This is a genomic window from Pseudomonas putida, assembly GCF_001636055.1.
GTDB lineage: Bacteria > Pseudomonadota > Gammaproteobacteria > Pseudomonadales > Pseudomonadaceae > Aquipseudomonas > Aquipseudomonas machongensis.
The window spans coordinates 942,427-962,495 of record NZ_CP011789.1 but is presented as its reverse complement, the minus strand read 5'-3'; the positions used below and the strand labels follow the sequence as shown (position 1 = coordinate 962,495).

The 20,069-nt window shown below is 61.7% G+C and carries 20 protein-coding genes; 6 read left to right on the top strand and 14 right to left on the bottom strand.

Features of this window, described 5'->3' with window-relative positions:
* The 11 genes from AB688_RS04245 to AB688_RS04200 form a co-directional block, all read right to left on the bottom strand.
* The gene (locus AB688_RS04245; RefSeq protein ID WP_063542392.1) at positions 1 to 198 is read right to left on the bottom strand and encodes a hypothetical protein; all 198 of its coding nucleotides are present in this window, start codon (positions 196 to 198) and stop codon (positions 1 to 3) included.
* 131 nt (positions 199 to 329) lie between these two features.
* On the bottom strand, positions 330 to 1,517 hold the full coding sequence (locus tag AB688_RS04240; RefSeq protein ID WP_063542390.1) for a phage major capsid protein: 1,188 nt from the start codon (positions 1,515 to 1,517) through the stop codon (positions 330 to 332).
* A gap of 81 nt (positions 1,518 to 1,598) precedes the next feature.
* Complete coding sequence (locus AB688_RS26060) at positions 1,599 to 1,829, bottom strand: DNA-binding protein (RefSeq protein ID WP_081255189.1); 231 nt, start codon at positions 1,827 to 1,829, stop codon at positions 1,599 to 1,601.
* A 3-nt stretch (positions 1,830 to 1,832) separates the two neighbouring features.
* Positions 1,833 to 3,128, bottom strand: a complete 1,296-nt coding sequence (locus AB688_RS04235) for a tyrosine-type recombinase/integrase (RefSeq protein WP_063542388.1) — start codon at positions 3,126 to 3,128, stop codon at positions 1,833 to 1,835.
* A gap of 250 nt (positions 3,129 to 3,378) precedes the next feature.
* Entirely contained in the window at positions 3,379 to 3,672 is a 294-nt protein-coding gene (locus tag AB688_RS04230) for a hypothetical protein (RefSeq protein WP_063542386.1), read from the bottom strand.
* The gene (locus tag AB688_RS04225) at positions 3,672 to 5,207 is read right to left on the bottom strand and encodes a DUF3631 domain-containing protein (protein ID WP_063542384.1); all 1,536 of its coding nucleotides are present in this window, start codon (positions 5,205 to 5,207) and stop codon (positions 3,672 to 3,674) included. The genes AB688_RS04230 and AB688_RS04225 overlap by 1 nt, the downstream gene beginning before the upstream one ends.
* Positions 5,200 to 6,030: a toprim domain-containing protein gene (locus tag AB688_RS04220; RefSeq protein WP_231100291.1), complete on the bottom strand. Its 831-nt coding sequence runs from the start codon at positions 6,028 to 6,030 to the stop codon at positions 5,200 to 5,202. Before AB688_RS04220 ends, AB688_RS04225 begins: the two co-directional genes overlap by 8 nt.
* Positions 6,031 to 6,234: 204 nt before the next feature.
* Positions 6,235 to 6,525, bottom strand: a complete 291-nt coding sequence (locus tag AB688_RS04215) for a hypothetical protein (protein ID WP_063542380.1) — start codon at positions 6,523 to 6,525, stop codon at positions 6,235 to 6,237.
* A complete protein-coding gene (locus AB688_RS04210) occupies positions 6,522 to 6,701 on the bottom strand; it encodes a hypothetical protein (RefSeq protein ID WP_063542378.1) in 180 nt (59 codons plus the stop codon). The genes AB688_RS04215 and AB688_RS04210 overlap by 4 nt, the downstream gene beginning before the upstream one ends.
* 337 nt (positions 6,702 to 7,038) lie before the next feature.
* Positions 7,039 to 7,257, bottom strand: a complete 219-nt coding sequence (locus tag AB688_RS04205) for a helix-turn-helix transcriptional regulator (protein ID WP_063542376.1) — start codon at positions 7,255 to 7,257, stop codon at positions 7,039 to 7,041.
* Positions 7,258 to 8,409: 1,152 nt separating this feature from the next.
* Positions 8,410 to 9,831 carry a tyrosine-type recombinase/integrase gene (locus AB688_RS04200; RefSeq protein ID WP_063542374.1) on the bottom strand — a complete coding sequence of 474 codons (1,422 nt, stop codon included), beginning with the start codon at positions 9,829 to 9,831 and terminating at the stop codon, positions 8,410 to 8,412.
* A 700-nt stretch (positions 9,832 to 10,531) separates the two neighbouring features.
* On the opposite strand from AB688_RS04200, the gene AB688_RS04195 reads away from it, so the two are divergent.
* Entirely contained in the window at positions 10,532 to 10,792 is a 261-nt protein-coding gene (locus AB688_RS04195) for a helix-turn-helix transcriptional regulator (protein ID WP_063542372.1), read from the top strand.
* 273 nt (positions 10,793 to 11,065) lie between these two features.
* Here AB688_RS04195 and AB688_RS04190 read toward each other — a convergent pair whose 3' ends face one another.
* On the bottom strand, positions 11,066 to 11,626 hold the full coding sequence (locus AB688_RS04190; RefSeq protein WP_063542370.1) for a TetR/AcrR family transcriptional regulator: 561 nt from the start codon (positions 11,624 to 11,626) through the stop codon (positions 11,066 to 11,068).
* Between the two features lie 87 nt (positions 11,627 to 11,713).
* On the opposite strand from AB688_RS04190, the gene AB688_RS04185 reads away from it, so the two are divergent.
* Positions 11,714 to 12,934, top strand: coding sequence for an MFS transporter (locus AB688_RS04185; protein ID WP_231100289.1), 1,221 nt, complete (start codon positions 11,714 to 11,716; stop codon positions 12,932 to 12,934).
* Positions 12,935 to 12,949: 15 nt separating this feature from the next.
* On the opposite strand, the gene AB688_RS04180 is transcribed toward AB688_RS04185, so the two are convergent.
* Positions 12,950 to 13,498 (bottom strand): serine acetyltransferase, encoded by a 549-nt coding sequence (locus AB688_RS04180; RefSeq protein ID WP_063542366.1) that lies wholly within the window; start codon positions 13,496 to 13,498, stop codon positions 12,950 to 12,952.
* 20 nt (positions 13,499 to 13,518) lie between these two features.
* Positions 13,519 to 14,169 carry a hypothetical protein gene (locus tag AB688_RS04175; RefSeq protein ID WP_231100287.1) on the bottom strand — a complete coding sequence of 217 codons (651 nt, stop codon included), beginning with the start codon at positions 14,167 to 14,169 and terminating at the stop codon, positions 13,519 to 13,521.
* A 210-nt stretch (positions 14,170 to 14,379) separates the two neighbouring features.
* On the opposite strand from AB688_RS04175, the gene AB688_RS04170 reads away from it, so the two are divergent.
* The 4 genes from AB688_RS04170 (at position 14,380) to pqqF (ending at position 19,924) form a co-directional block, all read left to right on the top strand.
* A complete protein-coding gene (locus tag AB688_RS04170; protein ID WP_063542364.1) occupies positions 14,380 to 14,841 on the top strand; it encodes an Lrp/AsnC family transcriptional regulator in 462 nt (153 codons plus the stop codon).
* Between the two features lie 165 nt (positions 14,842 to 15,006).
* Positions 15,007 to 16,689: a flavin monoamine oxidase family protein gene (locus tag AB688_RS04165; RefSeq protein ID WP_054892203.1), complete on the top strand. Its 1,683-nt coding sequence runs from the start codon at positions 15,007 to 15,009 to the stop codon at positions 16,687 to 16,689.
* A 15-nt stretch (positions 16,690 to 16,704) separates the two neighbouring features.
* The gene (locus tag AB688_RS04160) at positions 16,705 to 17,499 is read left to right on the top strand and encodes a carbon-nitrogen hydrolase family protein (RefSeq protein WP_054892202.1); all 795 of its coding nucleotides are present in this window, start codon (positions 16,705 to 16,707) and stop codon (positions 17,497 to 17,499) included.
* 91 nt (positions 17,500 to 17,590) lie between these two features.
* Positions 17,591 to 19,924, top strand: a complete 2,334-nt coding sequence (gene pqqF / locus AB688_RS04155; RefSeq protein ID WP_063542362.1) for a pyrroloquinoline quinone biosynthesis protein PqqF — start codon at positions 17,591 to 17,593, stop codon at positions 19,922 to 19,924.
* Positions 19,925 to 20,069 lie beyond the last annotated feature (145 nt).

Below are 20,069 nucleotides of genomic sequence, written 5' to 3'. Positions count from 1 at the left end.
TCAGTAGTCCGGCGCTTTGTACGGCGGCGCCGACCGAATCTGCTCCAGCGCTTCTGCTGCGCTCATGCCGCTGGCCAACAGCCGATCGATTTGTTTGCTCAACCGCTCGCGCTCCTCCATCTGGCGCAGCAAGGCGCGACTGTGGGCGATCTGATTCAGTGCTCGTTGCACTGGCTTGGGTAGATGGGTATGGCTCATGGCGTTCTCCAGATTGAAAGAAAAGGCCCGCGTGAGCGGGCCAATGCCGGATCACCCTCGAAAGGATAAGTAGGGCTCCGACAGCTGCGGTTACTGGGTTCGTGGCACTCACAGCTGACCCACGCCAAGTGCTACTTGGATGCCTTGCCCGCGGTGCTGGCAGCGGTGCCCAGCGTGACCAGGCGCGTGGCGGTAGGCGCGAAGACGGCCAGGCCGGCGCGCAGCTCCGCCAAGATGGTCACCAGGTTGCGACGGAAGTTGTCGCCATCGTGACGACTGGCCTCCACCGTCACTTCCTGACGATCGAGCAGCGCGGCCACGGTAGTGTCGAGGATCAGCGTTTCACCTTGCGGCATGCCGTTGGTGACCACTACCGGCGTGCCCCACAGACTGGGCGGAGCCGGGTCGCGTGGAGTGCCGATGACGTACTGACCATCGCCGCCCTCGGCGCCGTCGGCGCGCTCGCTCTCGATGGCGAACCAGTCACGCGGGTTCATCACGATGACGTTTGGGTTCCAGCCCTCGGCCTTCAGGTCGGTCAGGGCGGCGCCGATGCGATCGGCTGGCTTGCCGCTGGTGATGCCTGCGGCGGTGGCCTGTTTCCTGAAACCGAGGATCTCGCCCGCCCCACCTTCGCCGTTGATCAGCTCAGCCTCCAGCTTCTGGCGAACACCCACGCTCATCAGGGTGTTGATCTGCCCCTCGAGCTGGTCGTTGTCTTGCAGGACTTGGAGGCTCGCCGGAATCCAGGTGGCGATGGTGGCAATCTCTGCGCGCTCCATCTTGGTCGGCATTGATCCCTCGGCCTTCTCGTCACCCTCTTCCTTCTGGTACGCCGCGCCGTTGATGTAGCCGTCCAGGCGCACGAACTCATAAGTGGCGCTGGTGACAGGCACGATGGGTAGCACGTCCAGTAGGCTCAGGCGCGGCTGAGCAATGCCGCGAATACCGTTGCCATCACGTTGGGGGGCGGTGGGGTAGCTGGTGGAGCCAGTAACGCCTTGGTTGGGGTTGGTGATCGCGGCACGTACACCGACCTTGCAGTTGATCTGGCCCGTGGACTTCATCGAGCCAGCCCTGAAACCGGTGATGCCGTCAGCAGCCACCACCTGGGCCGTCACGGCATTGGCGTCGGCGGAGTCGTCATTGGCGCCGCGGCGAACACCGACGTTCACCATTTTCTGTTCCATTTCGAGGAGGCGAGCACCGAACTCGGTCTGCTTCTGTTCCGAGGATGATTTGAAGTCGGTGATCTGAGTGCCGATGGCTGTGAGCGTTGCGCTCATTTGCTGAATGTCTTGCTGATACGGGTCTGGCATGGGTGTCTCCGGGGTGTCTAGGTGATGCCGTCTACCCTATGCGCGCACGCACACCCCGGTCAGCGGTTAACTTCGACGCCCTCAGTCGGTATCCGTCGCAAAGCGCACTATGTCGGCTATTTTGTAGAACCGCCGATTGCCCCGGCGTACGAATGGCAGCGGTGAACGACCCTCGGCAGCCAGGCGGCGCAGGTAACTGGGGGCATATCCCAGCAGGTCAGCTGTCGCTGGCTCAGGCACCAGGCCTCCAATCAATGGCGTGATGCCGGCCTGGGCTAGCCGCTCGGCAACATCTTTTTCAACGTCCACCATGATTTACATGCTCCCCTGTGATGCATCCGTGATTTGGCTACGTGCCTTGTCATCCGTGGCCTGTAGCGAATTTCGCGAAATTTCGTGTCTCGTCCCTGTCTCGCCTGTCAGCACGTTCAACCCGAGTCGGTCTAACTGGTCGTGCCAGCGTTCCAGTGCTTCGCGCTTCAGGGCCTCTGCAGTGGTGTGGATGTAGGTGGCGTCCATGTTGCGCAGGGCGTGGTTCACCAGCATCTCGCCCACCAGGTAATCCACGCCCAGGTCCATCCAAGCAGTGCGCACGACCTTGCGGATATCGTGGCTGGTCCACTGACGTCCGCTCAGCTCCGCAAATACCTGACTCGCTGCCGTGGCGCTCAGTGGTCCGCGCCGATTGGACGGGAACAGGTAGGCACCGTGATAACCCAGCGCGGCCAACTGGGCCTGATAGCGGCTCAGCAGCGCGCAGGCCTGGCGGGTCAGCGGCAAGGTGTGATCCTGCTTGGTCTTGGTGTCGTCAGCGGGGATGAACCACTGGCCGGCCTGTAGATCGACATTGCGCCACAGCGCGCTGCGCGTCTCCCCGAGGCGTGTACCGTGACACAGCATCATCAGCGCCAGCATGGCGTCACCGGGGCGCGTCTCGTTCCAGTCCCAAGTGGCCAGCTTGGCCAGCAGATCGGGCAAGTCCTTCTCGCGCAGCCGTGACGACTTGGGCTTAATCCGCGTAGACACAAAGTCACCAAAGCGCAGCGACGCCATGGGGTTCTGCTCGAGCAGGCCCAGCCGGTGTGCCTTGCGCATGGCCACAGCCAGCACGTTGTAGACCAGGCGCACGAAGGACAGCGCATAGCGCTCCTGTAGCGGCCACATCAGGTGCTGGTCAAGCGTGGCCTTATTCACGTCTGCCAGTGGCAGGTTGGCCAGACGCGGCACGAGGTGGCACTTGAGGGCCGACTTTGCCCCGGCCTTGCGCTTGTCCGACAGGTTGCGATCGCGCAGCATCCGGTCCATGTACCAGTCCAGTAGCTCACCAGTGCGGCGCCAGGTACTGGTCAGTGAATGCGCTTCGGGATCGACGGCACGACGTGCCAGGATGCCCGGCAGCGCCGCCAGCATCGCCTTGGCGCTCAAGCTGGGGAAATTGCCCGCCTTGCCCCACTTGCCAGCGATGACGACATGCCAAGCGCCCCGGCTACGGTCGGTGGTGGAGTAGCGAAAGCGCAGCTCGGGATAGCGCGGGTCACGCAACTGGCGCACCGGCTGACCGGCCTGCCTGCGGATCTCGGCGTCAGTGAATGTGATGTGTTTGGTGGTCATGCTATGTCCTCAAACTGAGGGTGTCGTTTCACCGAACGAGACCAGGTGATCCGAGTCGGCTCATTTGGTCCGATTCGGATCAGGGCGCCACTGTGTGGAAAGCAACACACTGTGGCGTTCCCTACACCTTGGCGAACGTGGTCGGGGCATCCGATACGGAAGGAAAATCCCGTGTTTTGCCAAAGCGGGAATTCCCGCCCACCTCGTCGAGCGCTCGACGATTGGTCGTCTAGGCGTCTGATAGAACTCGTCACGGCCCCACCTCCGCACCTGGCCAGCGCACACGAACGTCTGCTAACGCTTCGTCGCGTGTGATTGGCTCGCTGATCATCGTGAACGGCCGGCATCCAGGCACCAGCACTGTCCAGTTGCAGCGGCGCTCAATGCCATCGTTGGCGGCAAGCTCTGCCAGCAGCGAAAGGCGATGGGCTTTCACGTACCTGCGAATGTCGTCGGTGATCAGCGCTTTGGGACCGATGATCACGCGCATCCCACGCTTGCGGACGGATAGCCCCTGATCCCGGAGGTAGTCGATGGCAGCCATCACACCTCCTCCTCTTCCGGCCCAGCGGCATATTCGTCCTCCACACCCAGCGGGGGGGGTGTTTCATCCGCGACAACGCGACACCCTGCATGGTCCGTGGCTTGCAGCGTTTTTTCATCCGCGACGCGGGGACGACCTGTCGCGGGCGATAAATCGCTGAAAGCCGCATGGCCATTGGGTTGTAGCGCTGTCGCGGATGCGACTAGGGTTTCGGCGGAAAGGTATCTGGTGAACGCTTCCGAAAAATCGGCTCGGTCGTATCCTTTTTTGTTAATGGTGCCGATCCGAATGTCCTTCGACTTAATGCCAAACTCGCCCAATTTCGTTGAGAGCTGACGCGCCGTCATCGGCTTGCCACGGTTCCAGGTAGGCCACGGCGCCTCATCGTCGGCCATAAGATGTTCAAGCAGAGTGGCGCTGAACATCTTGTTCGCCTGCTTGGTGTCGAAGATGGTTTTGATATCGTTAAGCAACTCCACACCGACGCTCGGGCTATCGTCTTCGATCTCATGAAGTGATCGTGCCGCCTGGCGAGCGATGCCAGGCCATTCACCGCCCGCTGCTTCCGCGATCGCCAGAAGGGGCTCCCAGCAGTCATTGGCGCGATCGTTCAGCCCATTGATTGTGGCCGGCCTGGCCTTCCCGATCTGGTCGGCGTTGTCCTGGGCGAAGCGCATCATCCTGGAGCGAAGGTTGGCCCACAGATCCGGGTCGGAGTGACGCAATACCTCCGTGGATTCACCAGGAAGTTTCCGCCGGAGTCGAAGAGGGATGCTCCTGTCTGCCAAGGTGTCGGCAATCTTGCCGATACCACAGAGCGCCTTAGCGCCCCACACCCTGAAAGGCGTGGGCATGTGATCATCACCCACACAGCGAATCACCACGGCGCTGTCACGGGTGAATCCGGCGTTGAGGATGCCTCGCGCCTCCTCATTGTCGCGTAGGAAGGCGTCCACCTCGTCGATCAGCAGGGTGGGCGACCACAGCTCGATGGAACGAAACAACGCTGCCGGCGCGATGTTCGACACCTGCAGCTTGCGGTTAACCAGGTTCCCCAATGCCGTGAGCATTATCGACTTGCCACACCGCTTCTCGGGGGCTGTGATGTTGGCGATCGGGGCGACCTGTACCGAGTCGATCAACCAGGTGAAAGTAGCCCACAACGCCGCCGCCTGGATCGTGGCTGCGTCGGAAATCACGTAACGCTTGATGGCACTTGCGATGTCGTCCAGCAGTTCCGCGCCAGCGACAGGGACTGACCAGGGTTCGACCTCGGGGAAGATGCCGCCGCCAGTGGCAGCCTTCTCCTCGTCGTCCTGAGCCGTGAGACGGTCGAAGTCGACCATGGACAGAACCTTGGTGTCCTTCACCTGCTGCCGGATTCTCGCCCATGCTGACGGCTCTTTGGCTCGGACGCGCTTGAGTTCCATGAGGATGATTGGCTCGTACAGCGCGCCAGCATCGGTGCCGAGGCGCTTGATGGCTTCTTGAACAGGGCTCTTGCTCATCAGCGTGATGACCTTTCCGTCACTCATGGCCGGCACTCCAAACATGCAGGTCGTTGAAGTCGCTCAGCGCCAGCGGGGCGCTGTCCGGCCACTCGGGGAAGCTGACTTCGGCACCCGCCGCCAATGCAGCAGCCATTGCCGCTGTACGACCCGGGTTACCTTCGGTCTCGCGGTCGTCGTCGCCGGCGATTACCAAGAGCGCATCGGGGTACTTCGCCTTCATGGCGAGCGCCACAGGTTTGAGGTTTCCAGCGTTCATCGCAGCCGCCACAGCGCACCCGGTCAGGTCGTGAATGGTGCACGCCGTTGCCCAGCCCTCGGCCACATAGAGACGAGCGCCGCGCACTGGCCTGCCGATGGGGCAATACGCGCCTTTGACCTGGCCGCCAGGAAGGAAACGCTTCTCTCCGTTTGCAGTGATGCGCTGAAGGTTGACCATCAGGCCCTCGGCATAGAGAGGGATCAGCAGATCCTGTCCATGCTGACGGATACCCCGCGGTGCAATTTGCTTGCGCATCAGGTAGGGGTGGCGAACGTCAGCAGCGAATGCCTTGCTCCACATCGTGATTGCTCGCTCGGCAGCCACACCCTGGCGGGCCTGGGCTTGTAGTGCGATGTGCTCTGCCTTCGCAACCGCTTCCTGCGCAGCCCTCTCCAGCCGCTGTTGAAGCTGCGCTGATGGCAGTCCTGGGCGCCCTTCGAGAATCGGAATGTCGAGGCCGAGGCGTCGAGCGATCCATGCGGCGGCATCGCTCTGGGTCATGTGCAGCGCCAGCGCGGCCAAGCTCACCAGGTCGCCGCCCCGATCGCCGCTCGCGAAGTCACTCCAGCAGCCTTCAGTGAGGCTCACTGAGAAACTGCCCGCTTTGCGATCCGCTCGAGCGGGGTTCTTTGCCCACCATTCAGTCCCGCGCTGCCTGCCCCCTGGCAGTAGGTCGGGCACCAGGATGTGGGCGCGACTCTGAGCGAATGCCGCGACTTGGCGGATAGCGTCAACTTTCTTTGGGCAAGCCGATCCCGTCGGCGCCAGTGCACCGTTTTTTGCGGACATGGTTTAGGCCCTCGGCGTGATGGAGGTCAGAGGATCAGTGTCATCTGCTGTGGCTAGACTCGATTCGAGCTGATCCGCATAGCGGTCCAATTTGCTTGACCACTCGGTGAGGTCGGCTATCCCAAGCGTCGCAAGGTCTTTGGCAATGTGAACACCGGACGTTTTGTCGATGATCATCGTGAAGACGGCGTGCGCGTTATCGAACGCTTGCTGCACCTCGCGCAGGTCGTCCAGTGCAGTCCATGCCGCCAGCTCAAGCCGCGTTGCTTTGATGCAGTCTTGTGCGCAGTTCATTGCACACCGCCTTGTGCTTCGAGCACACCGCCTTGTGCTTCGAGCACACGCGCCTGGGCTACGTGGTGGTTGTAGCGCTTCAAACGGACGGACACGGACGAGTTTGCGCGGAGGGCGCTGAGGGCCATCTTGCGATGGGCAAGGGCGCGGATTTTGGGCGGAATGAGGGCGGTCATGGTTGTAGCTCCTTGATTTGAGGAGCTGCCACGGATCGTCGCCAAACGATTTAGGGTGGCAGCTGTACGCAGGTTGGCGAACCGGGAATCAAGGAACCCGGCAGACCCGAAGGTCTCCCGCGCACAGCCGCCATAAAGCCGAATGCTGGGCACAAAAAAAGCGCCAGATTCAGTTAGGGCGCTTATGCGCCTTGATTTGTACGGGTCGCCAAACCCGATCGCTGAATTTGCAGCGATATGCCGACGATACATTCCGAGTACGGATGAAACAAGCGCTTTTTTCAGGCCAGGCGATCCCATGCCCGCGCCAGCGCAGGTGTGATTGGTCATCATGGTGTTACGCCTCCTGGCTGCGCAGGAAGCTTTCGACAGACTCAGGTTCCCAGCGGACGGAGCGACCGAAGCGGATAGGCTCAGGGAAACCAGGGGTCTTGGACCAGCGCCACCAGGTGGAGCGGCTGACTTGATACTTGGCGCAGAGCTGAGCGGCGGTAGCACGAGCGCCTGGGATCGGCAGGCTGGTTACATTGGTGTTACTGATGGCGGTTTGGGCCATGTTCGATTTCTCCTTGCGAGGAAAAACCGAGGGGATCGTTCTGTAGAGCTACCAGCGCCTGCGAACAGGTCGCTGGATGGTAAGTCATCGGAAACATCGCAACTGTATAGGACGCCAGTGTTGCGCATTATTCCCGTAGGTACTACAGTCCGCCCGAGCTTTACCTTTTACGGTAAAACGTAAAAACGTAAGCTCTGAAGCCGTCTCAAGTGCTTCTCCCCTCGGGGTTTGTGTGCTGGCCTGGCTGGTATGCAGAAGACGTTGGTAGCGTCTTTCCCGATCAAGCCTCAGCGTTGGTAGCGCTGGGGCTTTTCTTTTTTCTGCTAACTAGCGATCACCATCCTGGTATCCAGATCATAACTTTCATAGGACCGCAGGATGTTGCAGGCGTGGCCGCATAGTAACGGCTACTTTTGTGATGGCGCAACACCCGTGGAAGGAAATTCCGCAGCTCTTCTGGCTATGTACATGCTCCCAAGCACGCATAACTAGCGAGGTCGAAATGTATTATGGGGGTTCTAGGGTTTTCAAGGGGGCTCCAGCGTACTCATGTATAGTCATAGCGAAGCGAAAAATCATGACCACCGACCTCCACGACCGTTCGTCAGATAAGCTCAAAGCCCCGTAAAACGCGGACTACATGGGCCCCAATGAGGCCCTCATTCGGCCCGCGCTCAAAAAGCATACCGACCAACCATTCACTGATCTGACGCGTCAGTTTTTAGCGGCTAAAAAAGCTGACGCGTCAGTCTTCGCATGTTTCGTCGCCACGACCTGGCAAGACATGGGGCTTCAAACATCACAGTTCGTGAACTCTTCCACTTTAAGTGTAAAAAACAGGAAAACTGTTCAAATGAACAAATCAGCTATTTCGCACATGATTAACAAGTGTTTTAACGAGAGTTTTGGAAGCGAATAAAGCCGCAGCCCTTATAGATGTGGGATTGTTAGACGGTCTGGCCGGCTCTCCAACTAACGCAACTATCCGCGACAGCGTGACACACAAGGGAATTCGCGGCCTCCAGCAATTTTTTCCCGCGACAAGCCTATCCCATGTCACGGATCAAAAAACTCTACAGGCCACGAGATACGCGGGTTGTCGCTTTGTCGCGGATGAAACAGCCCATCTGGGGTGCGGGGTGAGCGGGCGGCTCAGTCAACGGATTTCTTTTTTCGTCGCGACAGCAGCACGACGTTGTCTGCTTCGCCTTCGCCGCTTGCTAGCTTGTCCAGGTAGCGGCCCCATTGCTCCAGCGCAGCACGTTTCTCGGGTAGGTAGCTGTACCGGTCGTAGTGCTTGGCCTGCACACCGCTACGCCCGTGAGAGAGCAGCCAGGCCCGCACCTCTGCGGATACACCCTGATGCGCCAGCAGCGTCTCAGCCGTGACGCGCACGTTCTTCCAACTGAATAGCTGGGTCTTGCCCGATACCGACAACATGCGGCCTGCCTCTACGAACACTCCGCTGAAGGTGTCGGGGCTGGCGGTGCTGCCAGGTGTCAGTGAGAAAGGGCCAGGGCCGACCCGGTCGTCCAGCAGCGGCTGAATGACTTCCCTGATTCGATCAGTGATCGGTAGCAGGTGGTCCCATGCCTGGGCCTTGCGCCCCTTGGCATCGATCAGGCTTATGGTGCTGTCGGTTACAGCCTCCCAGGGCACCGCGCAGAACTGGGTGAGCCGCTGGCCACCAAAGTAGATCAACGCCTTTGCAATGGCCGAGTACCGAATCGGGAGCGTGTCCAAGTAGCGCAGAAGCTCGCCAAGCTCATCAGGCGTTAGCGACTCGGTGTGGCCACCACCGGTGCCTTGGGTGACGGGAATGTCGCGCACCGGGTTGCTGCTGATGGCAAACACCTTGCCGTCCTGCGCCAGCCGCTCGGGCGCCAGGTGGGCCTTGGCCGCGTAGCTGAACGCAGCTCGCAAGTATCGCCGAAGCTTATCGCAGGTGGTCCGCATCCCATTGAATGAGCTGCCTGGCGCCTTGTTGCCGATCCCGCGTCCCTTTGGCTTGCGCCCCAGCACACCAGCAAGAATCAACTGTATGTCTTCTGGCTGAATCTCCGCCGCTGGCCTGGTCACAAGGTCAGGGTGGTAACCCTTCACATGGAGCTGGAACATACGGCCAATCTCCTTTGCGCTCACTCGGCCAGCCTCGATCATGCTGGCGGTGTAGCTGTCCATCAGGTCGGCAAAGGAGCCGCGTCGAGCAGCAACCTCGGCCGCACGCTGCGCACGCTGGTCCGCTTCGGCCTGGGCGGCTTTCTGGCGCTCCGCCTGGGCCAGGTAGCCCGCAATACCGCCAGCGGCCTCGACTTCAATCGACAAGCTCATGGCCCGGTGCCGTAAGTCGCTAAGGGAAAACTCATCCGCCTCCGGTCTAGGGCGCTTAGCCAGGGCACCCAGGGGGAGACGCTGGTCAGTGGTGGGAGTGCGCTCGCGGTAGTAGGCCATCACGACTCCAGACGCCTTTCGCTCAAGCAGCAGCGTGCCCTTTCCACGGGACCCAACCGGCTCAGACCTTCGGGTCTTGACCGCGTGTGCTTCCAGGTCGGTCAGCCGCGTGCGCTTCGCCATGATTTTCCCCGTTCGTTCCCCGTTTCGAGTGCGAACTCAGGGTATCTAGTGAAACGTAGAAAAACAAACAAACCCAACAACCTACTGATATAGCTGGATTTTATGGCAGTTTATGGATACTCATGAAACGTACCGAAAACCCTCGAATCGTCACTCATAATCCTTTGGTCCACGGTTCGAGTCCGTGTGGGCCCACCAGATACGACAAAGCCGCGCATCAGCGCGGCTTTCGTGTTTTTTGGCGGCACCACCTCAGATACCGTCCTATCGCGTTGATAACCTTCTAATTCGATGAAGACTCCGAAATGTCAGAGGCCTGAATCGCCCCCTGGTTTCCTGGATACCGCCAAGCCTAATAATGAGGCCCTAAGAGGTATGGCGCAAAGTGAAACAAGGGCTGCGCCACGTGATGGCCCTCACCATCGAACGCGCCGCCAGGAAAGCCTTTGGCCCAGCGTGCTGACTATGACCCAAGTACCAGGGCCTTAGCGCGCGAAGCTAACAGCACTTCCAGCCGGAAACCGATGCAGATGCTGACTAAAATTTGGAGCTTTGCAGCCTCCGGGCTACAAAATCCTAGCTTCACACGCACTATGTAGCCTATGAGCCACAAAAACAGCACTGGCGATACTTGTTAGAATGTAGCTCAGGGGCTACATTTTTTGGCATTACACCTATTTTTGATGCCCAAGAGATACAAATGACTACTCTCTACGATGTTTCCGAGATGCTGAAACAGGCGCGTGGCGACGCGAAGCTGAGTCAGGAAGCGCTGGCCAGCCGTGCCGGCGTCTCGCGCACGACTGTGGCGCGCATGGAAACACTGGCCAAGGGCGATATGAGTGTTTCAGTGCTGGTTCGGTTGCTGGAAGCGGCCGGCTACGACCTGAAGCTGGTCAAAGCCGGACACCAGCGCAGAGTTGAAGACATCCTCAAAGAGCAACGGTCAGGGGGCGTTTAAGCATGATCCTCAACGTACACGTCAGCTCAAGACGGGTGGCCAAGCTGTATCTTCACGCACCTTCGCTTAAATACGCTCAACACCAGTTACTACGCTGCTTTCAGCTAACTGTACCTGCGCTAAGCCAAGCCCAGTTTCTGGGCTTGACGCGTTGCTAAGCACCTCATGGCCTTTGACCCAGGGTTCGAGTCCGTGTGGGCCCACCAGATACGACAAAGCCGCGCATCAGCGCGGCTTTTTTGCATCTGGCGGCCATGTCCGGCGATTAAACCCTCAGCCGCCAATCCCCTCCAGCGTCACCTCCACCAGAGCCTCCACATACGCCGCTTCCAGCGGCTCACCGGAAAACAGAATCCGGTACACCAGCGGGGCCATCAGTCTATCGACCACGCGATCATTGCTCGGAACCGGCTCACCGCGTGACACTGCGCGTTCGAGAATCGCGCCAAACTGTGCCGTGGCAATCTCCAGGCAGCGTCCGGAGCAGCCGCCGCCAGCCGCCAGCAAGTCGAGCACCGCGGCGCGGCCGGGTACCGATGACGTCTCTTCCATGTACTGGATGCCCCAGGCGAGCAAATCTCCAGCCAGGCTGCCGGTGTCGGTCGGGCCGCTGTCCGGGCGGATGCGCTGCAGCGCAACGTCACCCAGCAGTTCGTTTAGGTCGCCCCAGCGTCGATAGATGGTCGAAGGCGTTACTCCAGCGCGGGCAGCGATCAGCGGCACGGTCAGTTCGCCACGCTCGCGCTCCTCCAGCAGCTGATTGACCGCATTGTGGACCGAGGCCTGGACCCTCGCACTACGCCCGCCTGGACGCACGCCCTGATTGATCGCCATAAGCACCTTAACGCAAAGAGTTTGCTTTTATCTCGAAACAGGTTCATCGTCTGCAAAAGCTAACTCTTAGCCTTTGCGAGAGCAACCATGAGCGATACCTTACCCAAAAGCATGCGCGAACGCCGCAACGGTCTGTCTCGCGCTGCCTCCCTGTGGTTATTGGAGGCGATACTGATCGCCTTCTCGGCTGCGGCCAGCGCGCCGACACCCCTCTACGCCCTCTACCGCGAAACCTGGGGCTTCTCGCCGGCCTTGCTGAGTGTGGTCTTCAGCATCTACGCGGGCGGCTTGCTGCTGACGTTGCTGGTGTGCGGCTCGCTGTCCGATCACATCGGCAGGCGCCCAGTGATAGCAGCCGCCTTGGCACTGGAGGTGTTGGCCATGGCGGTATTCCTGCGTGCAGAATCGGTCGAGGCGTTGATCGTCGCCCGCTTGCTGCAGGGCTGCGCCACAGGGCTTGCTACCAGTGTGCTGGGTGCGGCGTTGCTGGATTTCGACCGTGAGCGCGGGCCGCTGCTCAACAGCGTGACACCGATGCTGGGCCTGGCCCTTGGCGCCTTGGGCAGTAGTGCGTTGATGCAGTTTTCCGGCGAACCGCTGCACCGGGTGTTCCTGGTTCTGTTGGGGATCTTTGCGTTGTTCGCGTTGGTGCTGGCGCGCCTGCCGGAAAGCATCAGCCGTCAGCCCGGTGCATGGGCCTCGCTGCGGCCACGGGTGCGGATTCCGCCGCAGGCCCGGCGGGCCTTCTGGCGGATCGCACCGCTGAATGCGAGTCTCTGGGCATTAGGAGGCTTCTACCTGTCGCTGGGGCCGACGCTCGCGCGCCAGGTCACAGGGCTGCAGGCACCGCTGGTCGGCGGCACCCTGGTCTTTCTCCTCACCAGTTGCGGCGCGCTGGGCATCTTCGTCCTGCGCAACAGCGAGGCCCAGGTGATCCTGCGCCGCGGCAGCCTGGCACTGGTCACCGGCCTGCTGCTGACCCTGATCGGCGTGGACTGCGGCCTGGCCTGGCTGTTCTTCCTCGGTACCGCAGTCGCCGGCCTGGGCTTTGGTGGCGGATTTCTCGGCGCCTTGCGCTCGGTCGTGCCGCTGGCCCACGCTCACGAACGCGGCGGGCTGATGGCCGGGTTCTATGTGCTGAGTTACCTGGCCTTCAGCCTGCCGGCAGTTGCCGCCGGCATCGCCACCCAGCATGTCGGGCTGGTCGTTACCACCAATGCCTATGCTTGTGTGTTGCTGCTGGCGGCAGTCATGGTGCTTTTGTCGGGCAGTCGCGGCAATCGTTCGCCTGCCGCGTCGGTCGGCTGAACCTCACGGCAACCGTCAGCGCTGCAGCAGCGTCGCCTGCCGTGGGTTGTAGAACGTCGTGTCGGCGGGAATGTCGCGGGTGACCAGTGACATCGCACCGATCACCACGTTGTCACCGATGCGCAGGCGGTCGGCGATGATGCAACTGTTGGCGCCCAGGCTGACGTTGTCGCCGATCTCCAGCGCGTAGTGCTCCAGCCCCAAGGTCTTGATACCGATCGTGCAGTTCTGGCGAATGAAGAAATTGCGCCCGATCCGTACATGCCGAGTGATGACAACGCCCGGCAGATGGGCGATGCGCAACCCAGGCGCAATCTGCGCGCCGATGTCGATGTCCAGCGCATACTTCAGATTGAGTCGCTGCTGCATGCCGCGGGCATACCGGCGGGCCAGCCCCCCTTTGCCGTCCAGGTACTGAGCCAGACGGTAGGAAAACAGGAAGCGCAGCTTGTTATCCCTGCGTGACCGACGCAGGACGTTACTCAGCAAACTGACCAATCGCCCCGGCTTCTTTTTGTTGGAGACTTCCAGTCGCCAGCACTCCAGCAGATGTTCGAAGGTCAATGCCGGTTTCCCCTGCGCTATCAAAAGCCCCAGCGTAACAAGGTTTTCCAGAAATACTTCAGCGGCGAGCGCAGGTGGCGCCCCCAGTTCTGCTGCCACTGCGCCTCCTCATGCTGGGCGACACGCGCATCCTGGGAGGCGGCAGTGCTGATGCGGCGGAACAGCATCGGGTAGGCGCAGTGCTGCTTGATCCGTCGCTTGAACAGGCTGTCCAGCGTTCTACCGTCGTAAGGCGCGGCAACCAGCACTCGACAGCCTTCCTGGGAAAGGATGTAGGCATGCGGTGCACTGACCCGCCCACGGGCGATGAATGGAAACCAGGTCAGCCAGGTGCGGCCCATGGTATAGCCCAGGTGCAGGCTCTCGAACGGCCGGGTGGCGATGAAGCGGTTGATCCAGTTGATCGACGTGGCACGCCAGTCGTAGGGCTTGGCATCGTCCTCGAAAATCAGGATGCGCTGCCAGCCGTGCTCCAGGGCCATCAGCGCCAAGGCGCGATGGGACTCGTAGTGGCCCCGAATCGGGTTGATGTCCTTGTCCCTGAGGTGGAAGACCAGTGGATTGCCAATCCTGCTGCCCACTTCCCGCATGAAGCGCTCGCGGCTGTCCTGCCGATCGCGCAAGGAAACACAGAACGCCGCATCGACGTCGAACTTGAACAGGCTGGACACGTGGCACCTACAGCTAGGCAGAGGGGATTTCTGGCGTCAATTCTTTAGCGAGAATGATTATCAAATACCAAGTGCCGCATCATAATACGCACCCGCTCAAGGACAGAAGTGAAATCGATTTAATCATTTTGCCATCATCGTGCGAACGGCTCATCTTGCCGCCCGAGCCCAGGTCTGGCTAGGCTAGCGCACCCATTGCAGAGATTTGTCATGCCGGACTCCCGCGCCATCGCCCTCGACGAAATCGATCGTCAGCTCATTGCCCTGCTGCAGATCAACGCCCGCGAAAACGTCGCTACCCTCGCACGCCAACTGGGCATCGCCCGCACCACCGTCACGTCGCGCCTGGCGCGCCTGGAAAAGCACAAGGTGATCACCGGCTACGGCGTGCGCCTGGGCCAGCGCCTGGTCGGGGGTGGTCTGCAGGCCTATGTCGGCATCACGGTGCAACCACGATCAGGGCGCGAAGTGGTGCGCCGCCTGTCGGCGATGGGGCAGGTACAGCAGCTGTGCGCGGTGAGTGGCGAGTTCGACTACGTTGCCTGGCTGCTCAGTGACTCACCGGAACAGCTGGACCAGTTGCTCGACCAGATTGGCAGCCTGGAAGGGGTGGAAAAGACCACCACCTCGATCATCCTGAGCAGCAAGGTGGATCGCGGGCAGCCTGGATAGGCGTTTGTCATAATGCAAACCCTGATCGTCATATCGACATATCAGCCTGCATATCGACGCCACTATTGCTCTTAATTACGAACGCCACGCTTCATAAAATGACCGCCACGCATTTCCTATACTCAGGCTCCGCTCTCAGCGCAGCCGCTCTGGCAAGGTCATCAGATGAACAAGAAAAACCGCCACCCCGTCGACGGCAAGCCGCCGGTCACCATCTTCGGCCCTGATTTTCCCTTCGCCTTCGATGACTGGCTCGAGCATCCCGCAGGCCTTGGCAGCATTCCCGCGCAAAGGCATGGCGAAGAAGTGGCGATCGTCGGTGCCGGCATCGCTGGGCTGGTGGCGGCCTACGAGCTGATGAAGCTGGGCCTCAAGCCGGTCGTCTACGAAGCCTCGAAGCTCGGCGGGCGCCTGCGCTCGCAAGCCTTCAACGGCACCGACGGTATCGTCGCCGAACTGGGCGGCATGCGCTTCCCGGTATCGTCCACCGCGTTCTACCACTATGTCGACAAGCTCGGCCTGGAAACGAAACCCTTCCCCAACCCGCTGACCCCGGCGTCGGGCAGCACGGTGATCGATCTCGAAGGCCAGACCTACTACGCCGAGAAAGCCGCCGACCTGCCGGCCCTGTTCCACGAGGTGGCCGAAGCCTGGGCCGATGCACTGGAGGACGGCGCACGCTTCGGCGAGATTCAGCAGGCCATCCGCGAGCGCGACGTGCCGCGCCTGAAGGCCCTGTGGGATACCCTGGTGCCGTTGTGGGACGACCGCACCTTCTACGATTTCGTCGCCACCTCCAAAGCCTTCGCCAAGCTGAGCTTCCAACACCGGGAAGTGTTCGGCCAGGTCGGTTTCGGCACCGGCGGCTGGGATTCGGACTTCCCCAACTCGATGCTGGAAATCTTCCGCGTGGTCATGACCAACTGCGACGATCACCAGCACCTGGTGGTCGGAGGTGTGGAGCAAGTGCCGCAGGGCATCTGGCGGCATGTGCCGGACAGCACTGCGCACTGGCCGGCCGGCACCAGTCTTCGCTCGCTGCACGGCGGCGCGCCGCGGGCCGGGGTCAAGCGCATCGCCCGCGCCAGCGATGGCCGCCTGGCGGTTACCGACAACTATGGCGACACCCGCCACTACGCCGCCGTGCTCACCACCTGCCAGAGCTGGCTGCTGACCACCCAGATCGACTGCGAAGAGTCGCTGTTCTCGCAGAAGATGTGGATGGCCCTGGACCGCACCCGCTACATGCAGTCGTCGAAGACCTTCGTCATGGTCGATCGCCCGTTCTGGAAGGACAAGGATCCGCAGACCGGCCGCGACCTGCTGAGCATGACGCTCACCGATCGCCTGACCCGCGGCACCTACCTGTTCGACAACGGCGACGACAAGCCGGGAGTGATCTGCCTGTCGTACGCATGGATGAGCGATGCGCTGAAGATGCTGCCGCATCCGACCGAGAAACGCGTGCAGCTTGCCCTGGATGCGCTGAAGAAGATCTACCCGAAAACCGACATCGCGGGGCACATCATCGGCGACCCGATCACCATCTCCTGGGAGGCCGACCCCTACTTCCTCGGCGCCTTCAAAGGTGCGCTGCCAGGTCACTACCGCTACAACCAGCGCATGTACGCGCACTTCATGCAACAGGACCTGCCCCCCGAGCAGCGCGGCATCTTCATTGCTGGCGACGACGTGTCCTGGACCCCGGCCTGGGTCGAAGGCGCGGTGCAAACGTCGCTGAATGCGGTGTGGGGTATCATGAACCACTTCGGCGGCAAGACCCATGCGGACAATCCCGGGCCGGGCGACGTGTTCCACGAGATCGGCCCTATCGCCCTGCCTGACTGAGACGAGGAGGCGCTCATGCGCATCGCCCTGTTCCAGGGAGCGCCCAGGCCACTGGACGTGCCCGGCAATCTAGAACGCCTGCAGCACCAGGCACAACTGGCGGCAGCGCGGGGCGCGCAACTGCTGGTGTGCCCGGAGATGTACCTCAGCGGCTACAACATCGGCGCCGAAGCGGTGCAGCGCCTGGCCGAACCCGAAGACGGACCGTCGGCCATGGCGGTGGTGGAGATTGCCCAGGCGCAGCGCATCGCCATCGTCTATGGCTACCCGGAGCGGGCCGAGGACGGCTCGATTCACAACAGCGTGCAACTGATAGACGCCCACGGCCGCAGCCTGTGCAACTACCGCAAGACCCACCTGTACGGCGAGCTGGACCGCTCGATGTTCAGCCCGGGCGCCAACCATTTTCCGGTGGTCGAGCTCGATGGCTGGAAGCTGGGTCTGCTGATCTGCTACGACATCGAATTCCCCGAGAACGCCCGGCGCCTGGCGCTTGAAGGCGCCGAGCTGATCCTGGTGCCGACCGCGAACATGACGCCCTACGACTTCGTCTGCCAGGTGACGGTGCGCTCGCGGGCGCAGGAGAACCAGTGCTATCTGGTATACGCCAACTACTGCGGGGCTGAGGGTGAGATCCAGTATTGCGGGCAGAGCAGCATCATCGGCCCGGACGGCAGCCTGCTGGCCATGGCCGGACGCGAGGAATGCCAATTGCTGGCCGACCTTGAGCACGAACGGGTGGTGAAGGGGCGTGAGGCGTTTCCATATCTTGCGGACCTGCGGCGGGATCTTCATCGCGGTCAGGATTAAAGCCGACGGGAAAGGAGCGGGTTCACCGGTGAAATCGGCACCTTGGCAGATGGCACCGGCCCGGCCGCCGTAAATGCGCTAGCATCGCTCCATGACCGACGCTTTCAACACACTCACCCTGCCCAACGGCCTGCGCCTGACCCTGCGCCACGCCCCGCGCCTCAAGCGCGCCGCCGCCGCCTTGAGGGTCCATGCCGGCAGTCATGACGCTCCGGCGAGGTGGCCGGGCATAGCGCACTTTCTCGAGCACCTGCTGTTCCTCGGCACCGCGCGCTTCCCACTGGAAGACGGCCTGATGCGGCATGTCCAGGCGTTCGGCGGCCAGGTCAATGCCAGTACCCGCGAACGCACCACCGATTTTTTCTTCGAAGTGCCCGTCTCGGCCCTGGGCTCAGCGCTGGAGCGCCTGTGCCAGATGCTCGCCGAACCGGACCTGAGCCTGGCACGCCAGCACCGCGAGCGTGAAGTGATCCATGCGGAGTTCATCGCCTGGTCACGCAATGCCGAGGCGCAACGCCAGTTCAGGCTGTTGCAATGCGTATCGCCACATCATCCCTTGAGCGGGTTCCACGCAGGCAACCGGTACAGCCTGGCGTTGCAGGACCCGGCTTTCCAGCGCGCGCTGGGCGACTTCCATGCTCGCTTCTATCGCGGTGGGCAGATCCATCTGAGCCTGTGCGGGCCGCAATCGCTGATGCAGCTCGAAGCACTGGGCCGGCAGTTCGGCAGCCTGTTCAGGGCGGGCGAAATGCAAGCACAAACACCTCCCGCCCCCTTGCTCGATACCCCCTTGATCGAGCTCGAAGCCTCCAGAGGCGGCCTTGACTTGCTGTTCGCCCACGAGCACCTTCCGCCAGGTGCCGAGCAGGCCCTGGACCTGCTGCAGGCCTGCCTGAACGACAGCCGCCCAGGCGGCTGGCTCGATGCCCTGCGCCAACGCGGCTGGCTCCAGGAGGTTCACAGCGATTCGCTGTATGCCTTTGCCGGCCAGTTGCTCTGGCACATCCGCCTGCAACTGCAGCCGGACGCCCCGCCAGCCGAGGTTCGCGCACTGCTGCACGGCTGGTTCGGCGCGTTGCGGCGCCTGGACGCCGCAGCGCTCAACAACGAGTTCGAGCGCCTTCAACACAGTCGCAAGCAAGCAGCCAGCGCACTTGAACTCGCCCGTCGGGACAGTGCCCAGCGGCCGTTCGAAGCGCTGGATGCCCAGGCACTGAAAGCCTTCAAGGCACTGCTCGATGATCTGCCGAGCGGTGAGCAGGGCCAATGGCAGCAACCGCACGATGAGCCCCTGCTGATCGCCGACCTCCCGGTTGGATGCGCAGCGCTGCCGGATGATCTGACCGTCAGCGACATCCTGCCGGTCGAGCGAGGCCTCGCAACGCTGTATCTACGCTGGCGTATCGCCTCACCCCTGCGCGAGCGCTTTCACGCAGTGTTGTCACAAGCGCTGCAACCACTGCGCGAACGCGCCCGCCGCGCCTCGCTGCAACTGGACTTCTCTCTCATTGGCGAACACTGGCAACTGCGCTGTGCGGGCACGTCTGGCGCGGTAATCCGCACCCTCGACCTGGCCTTGGAACACCTGCGCCACCCTGCACCCCACTTGCTGAACACACCTGCGCCCGCCGAGCCAGCGCACATCCCGATCAGGGCACTGCTCAAGGCGCTGCCCGATCACCTGCGCGAGGCAACCATACAGCCACAGCCAGCCTGCCTGCTGGACCTGACAATGCTTGGGCAGATCTGGGCCAGCGCGCCTCGACACGGCCTCGCCATCGGCTTCGATGGCGCAGCGCAAGCGGCCCTCGGCGCGGTATTGGCACATGCACCGGGGTTGCCGGAGACGCCACCGCCGGCCTCCCGGTCGTTGCCGGCCCGACGCTGGCTGCATCACCCCACGGGCGGCAGCGAGCATGCGCTGCTGCTGTTCTGCCCGGTTCCCGCACACGATGAAGGCGCAGGTCGGGTACTGGCGCAAGCGCTGCAAGGGCCGGTTTACCAGCGCCTGCGGGTCGAACTGCAACTGGGCTATGCCGTGTTCAGCGCCTTTCGTCAGATAGAAGGCCAAGGCGGCCTGCTGTTCGGTGTGCAATCGCCACAGGCAACGCCCGGCCAGATTCTCGAACACCTGCTCAGCCTGTTGGCCGACGGCGTCACGTTCGACCCCGCCGCCGTAAGGGCCCTGGCCGCGCAGTTCGAGGAGCCGGCGATGGCCAATGCGGAAGTCGCCGAATGGGCCTGGCAGACATATCTGGCTACAGAGCCGACAGACCTTTCCCATCTGCGCAGGTCTATTCTCAGGACAGACCAGCCAATACTGGACGATCTGGTGAAACGCCTTCTGGACGCCGAGCACGGCTGGCTATGCCTGGCCACCAGCGAAGCACCGGATGCGCGCATTGAGCAAATTCTCTCTGTCTGAGGCGAGGATTGTTACCTGTACTGCAAGGGCGCTTTTCGAAGAATTAACCTTTCGGTACAAATTTTTCTTGTAAGATAGCGCAATCTCAGCCAATGGAACCTCCTGACTCAGGCGGCACCAAAGTAGATAGCTGACATCCACCCAC

Coding starts and splice junctions, on each gene's coding strand:
- AB688_RS04245 (WP_063542392.1), bottom strand. CDS start 198: ATGAGCCATACCCATCTACCCAAGCCAGTGCAACGAGCACTGAATCAG.
- AB688_RS04240 (WP_063542390.1), bottom strand. CDS start 1,517: ATGCCAGACCCGTATCAGCAAGACATTCAGCAAATGAGCGCAACGCTC.
- AB688_RS26060 (WP_081255189.1), bottom strand. CDS start 1,829: ATGGTGGACGTTGAAAAAGATGTTGCCGAGCGGCTAGCCCAGGCCGGC.
- AB688_RS04235 (WP_063542388.1), bottom strand. CDS start 3,128: ATGACCACCAAACACATCACATTCACTGACGCCGAGATCCGCAGGCAG.
- AB688_RS04230 (WP_063542386.1), bottom strand. CDS start 3,672: ATGGCTGCCATCGACTACCTCCGGGATCAGGGGCTATCCGTCCGCAAG.
- AB688_RS04225 (WP_063542384.1), bottom strand. CDS start 5,207: ATGAGTGACGGAAAGGTCATCACGCTGATGAGCAAGAGCCCTGTTCAA.
- AB688_RS04215 (WP_063542380.1), bottom strand. CDS start 6,525: ATGAACTGCGCACAAGACTGCATCAAAGCAACGCGGCTTGAGCTGGCG.
- AB688_RS04210 (WP_063542378.1), bottom strand. CDS start 6,701: ATGACCGCCCTCATTCCGCCCAAAATCCGCGCCCTTGCCCATCGCAAG.
- AB688_RS04205 (WP_063542376.1), bottom strand. CDS start 7,257: ATGGCCCAAACCGCCATCAGTAACACCAATGTAACCAGCCTGCCGATC.
- AB688_RS04200 (WP_063542374.1), bottom strand. CDS start 9,831: ATGGCGAAGCGCACGCGGCTGACCGACCTGGAAGCACACGCGGTCAAG.
- AB688_RS04195 (WP_063542372.1), top strand. CDS start 10,532: ATGACTACTCTCTACGATGTTTCCGAGATGCTGAAACAGGCGCGTGGC.
- AB688_RS04190 (WP_063542370.1), bottom strand. CDS start 11,626: ATGGCGATCAATCAGGGCGTGCGTCCAGGCGGGCGTAGTGCGAGGGTC.
- AB688_RS04185 (WP_231100289.1), top strand. CDS start 11,714: ATGAGCGATACCTTACCCAAAAGCATGCGCGAACGCCGCAACGGTCTG.
- AB688_RS04170 (WP_063542364.1), top strand. CDS start 14,380: ATGCCGGACTCCCGCGCCATCGCCCTCGACGAAATCGATCGTCAGCTC.
- AB688_RS04165 (WP_054892203.1), top strand. CDS start 15,007: ATGAACAAGAAAAACCGCCACCCCGTCGACGGCAAGCCGCCGGTCACC.
- AB688_RS04160 (WP_054892202.1), top strand. CDS start 16,705: ATGCGCATCGCCCTGTTCCAGGGAGCGCCCAGGCCACTGGACGTGCCC.
- pqqF (WP_063542362.1), top strand. CDS start 17,591: ATGACCGACGCTTTCAACACACTCACCCTGCCCAACGGCCTGCGCCTG.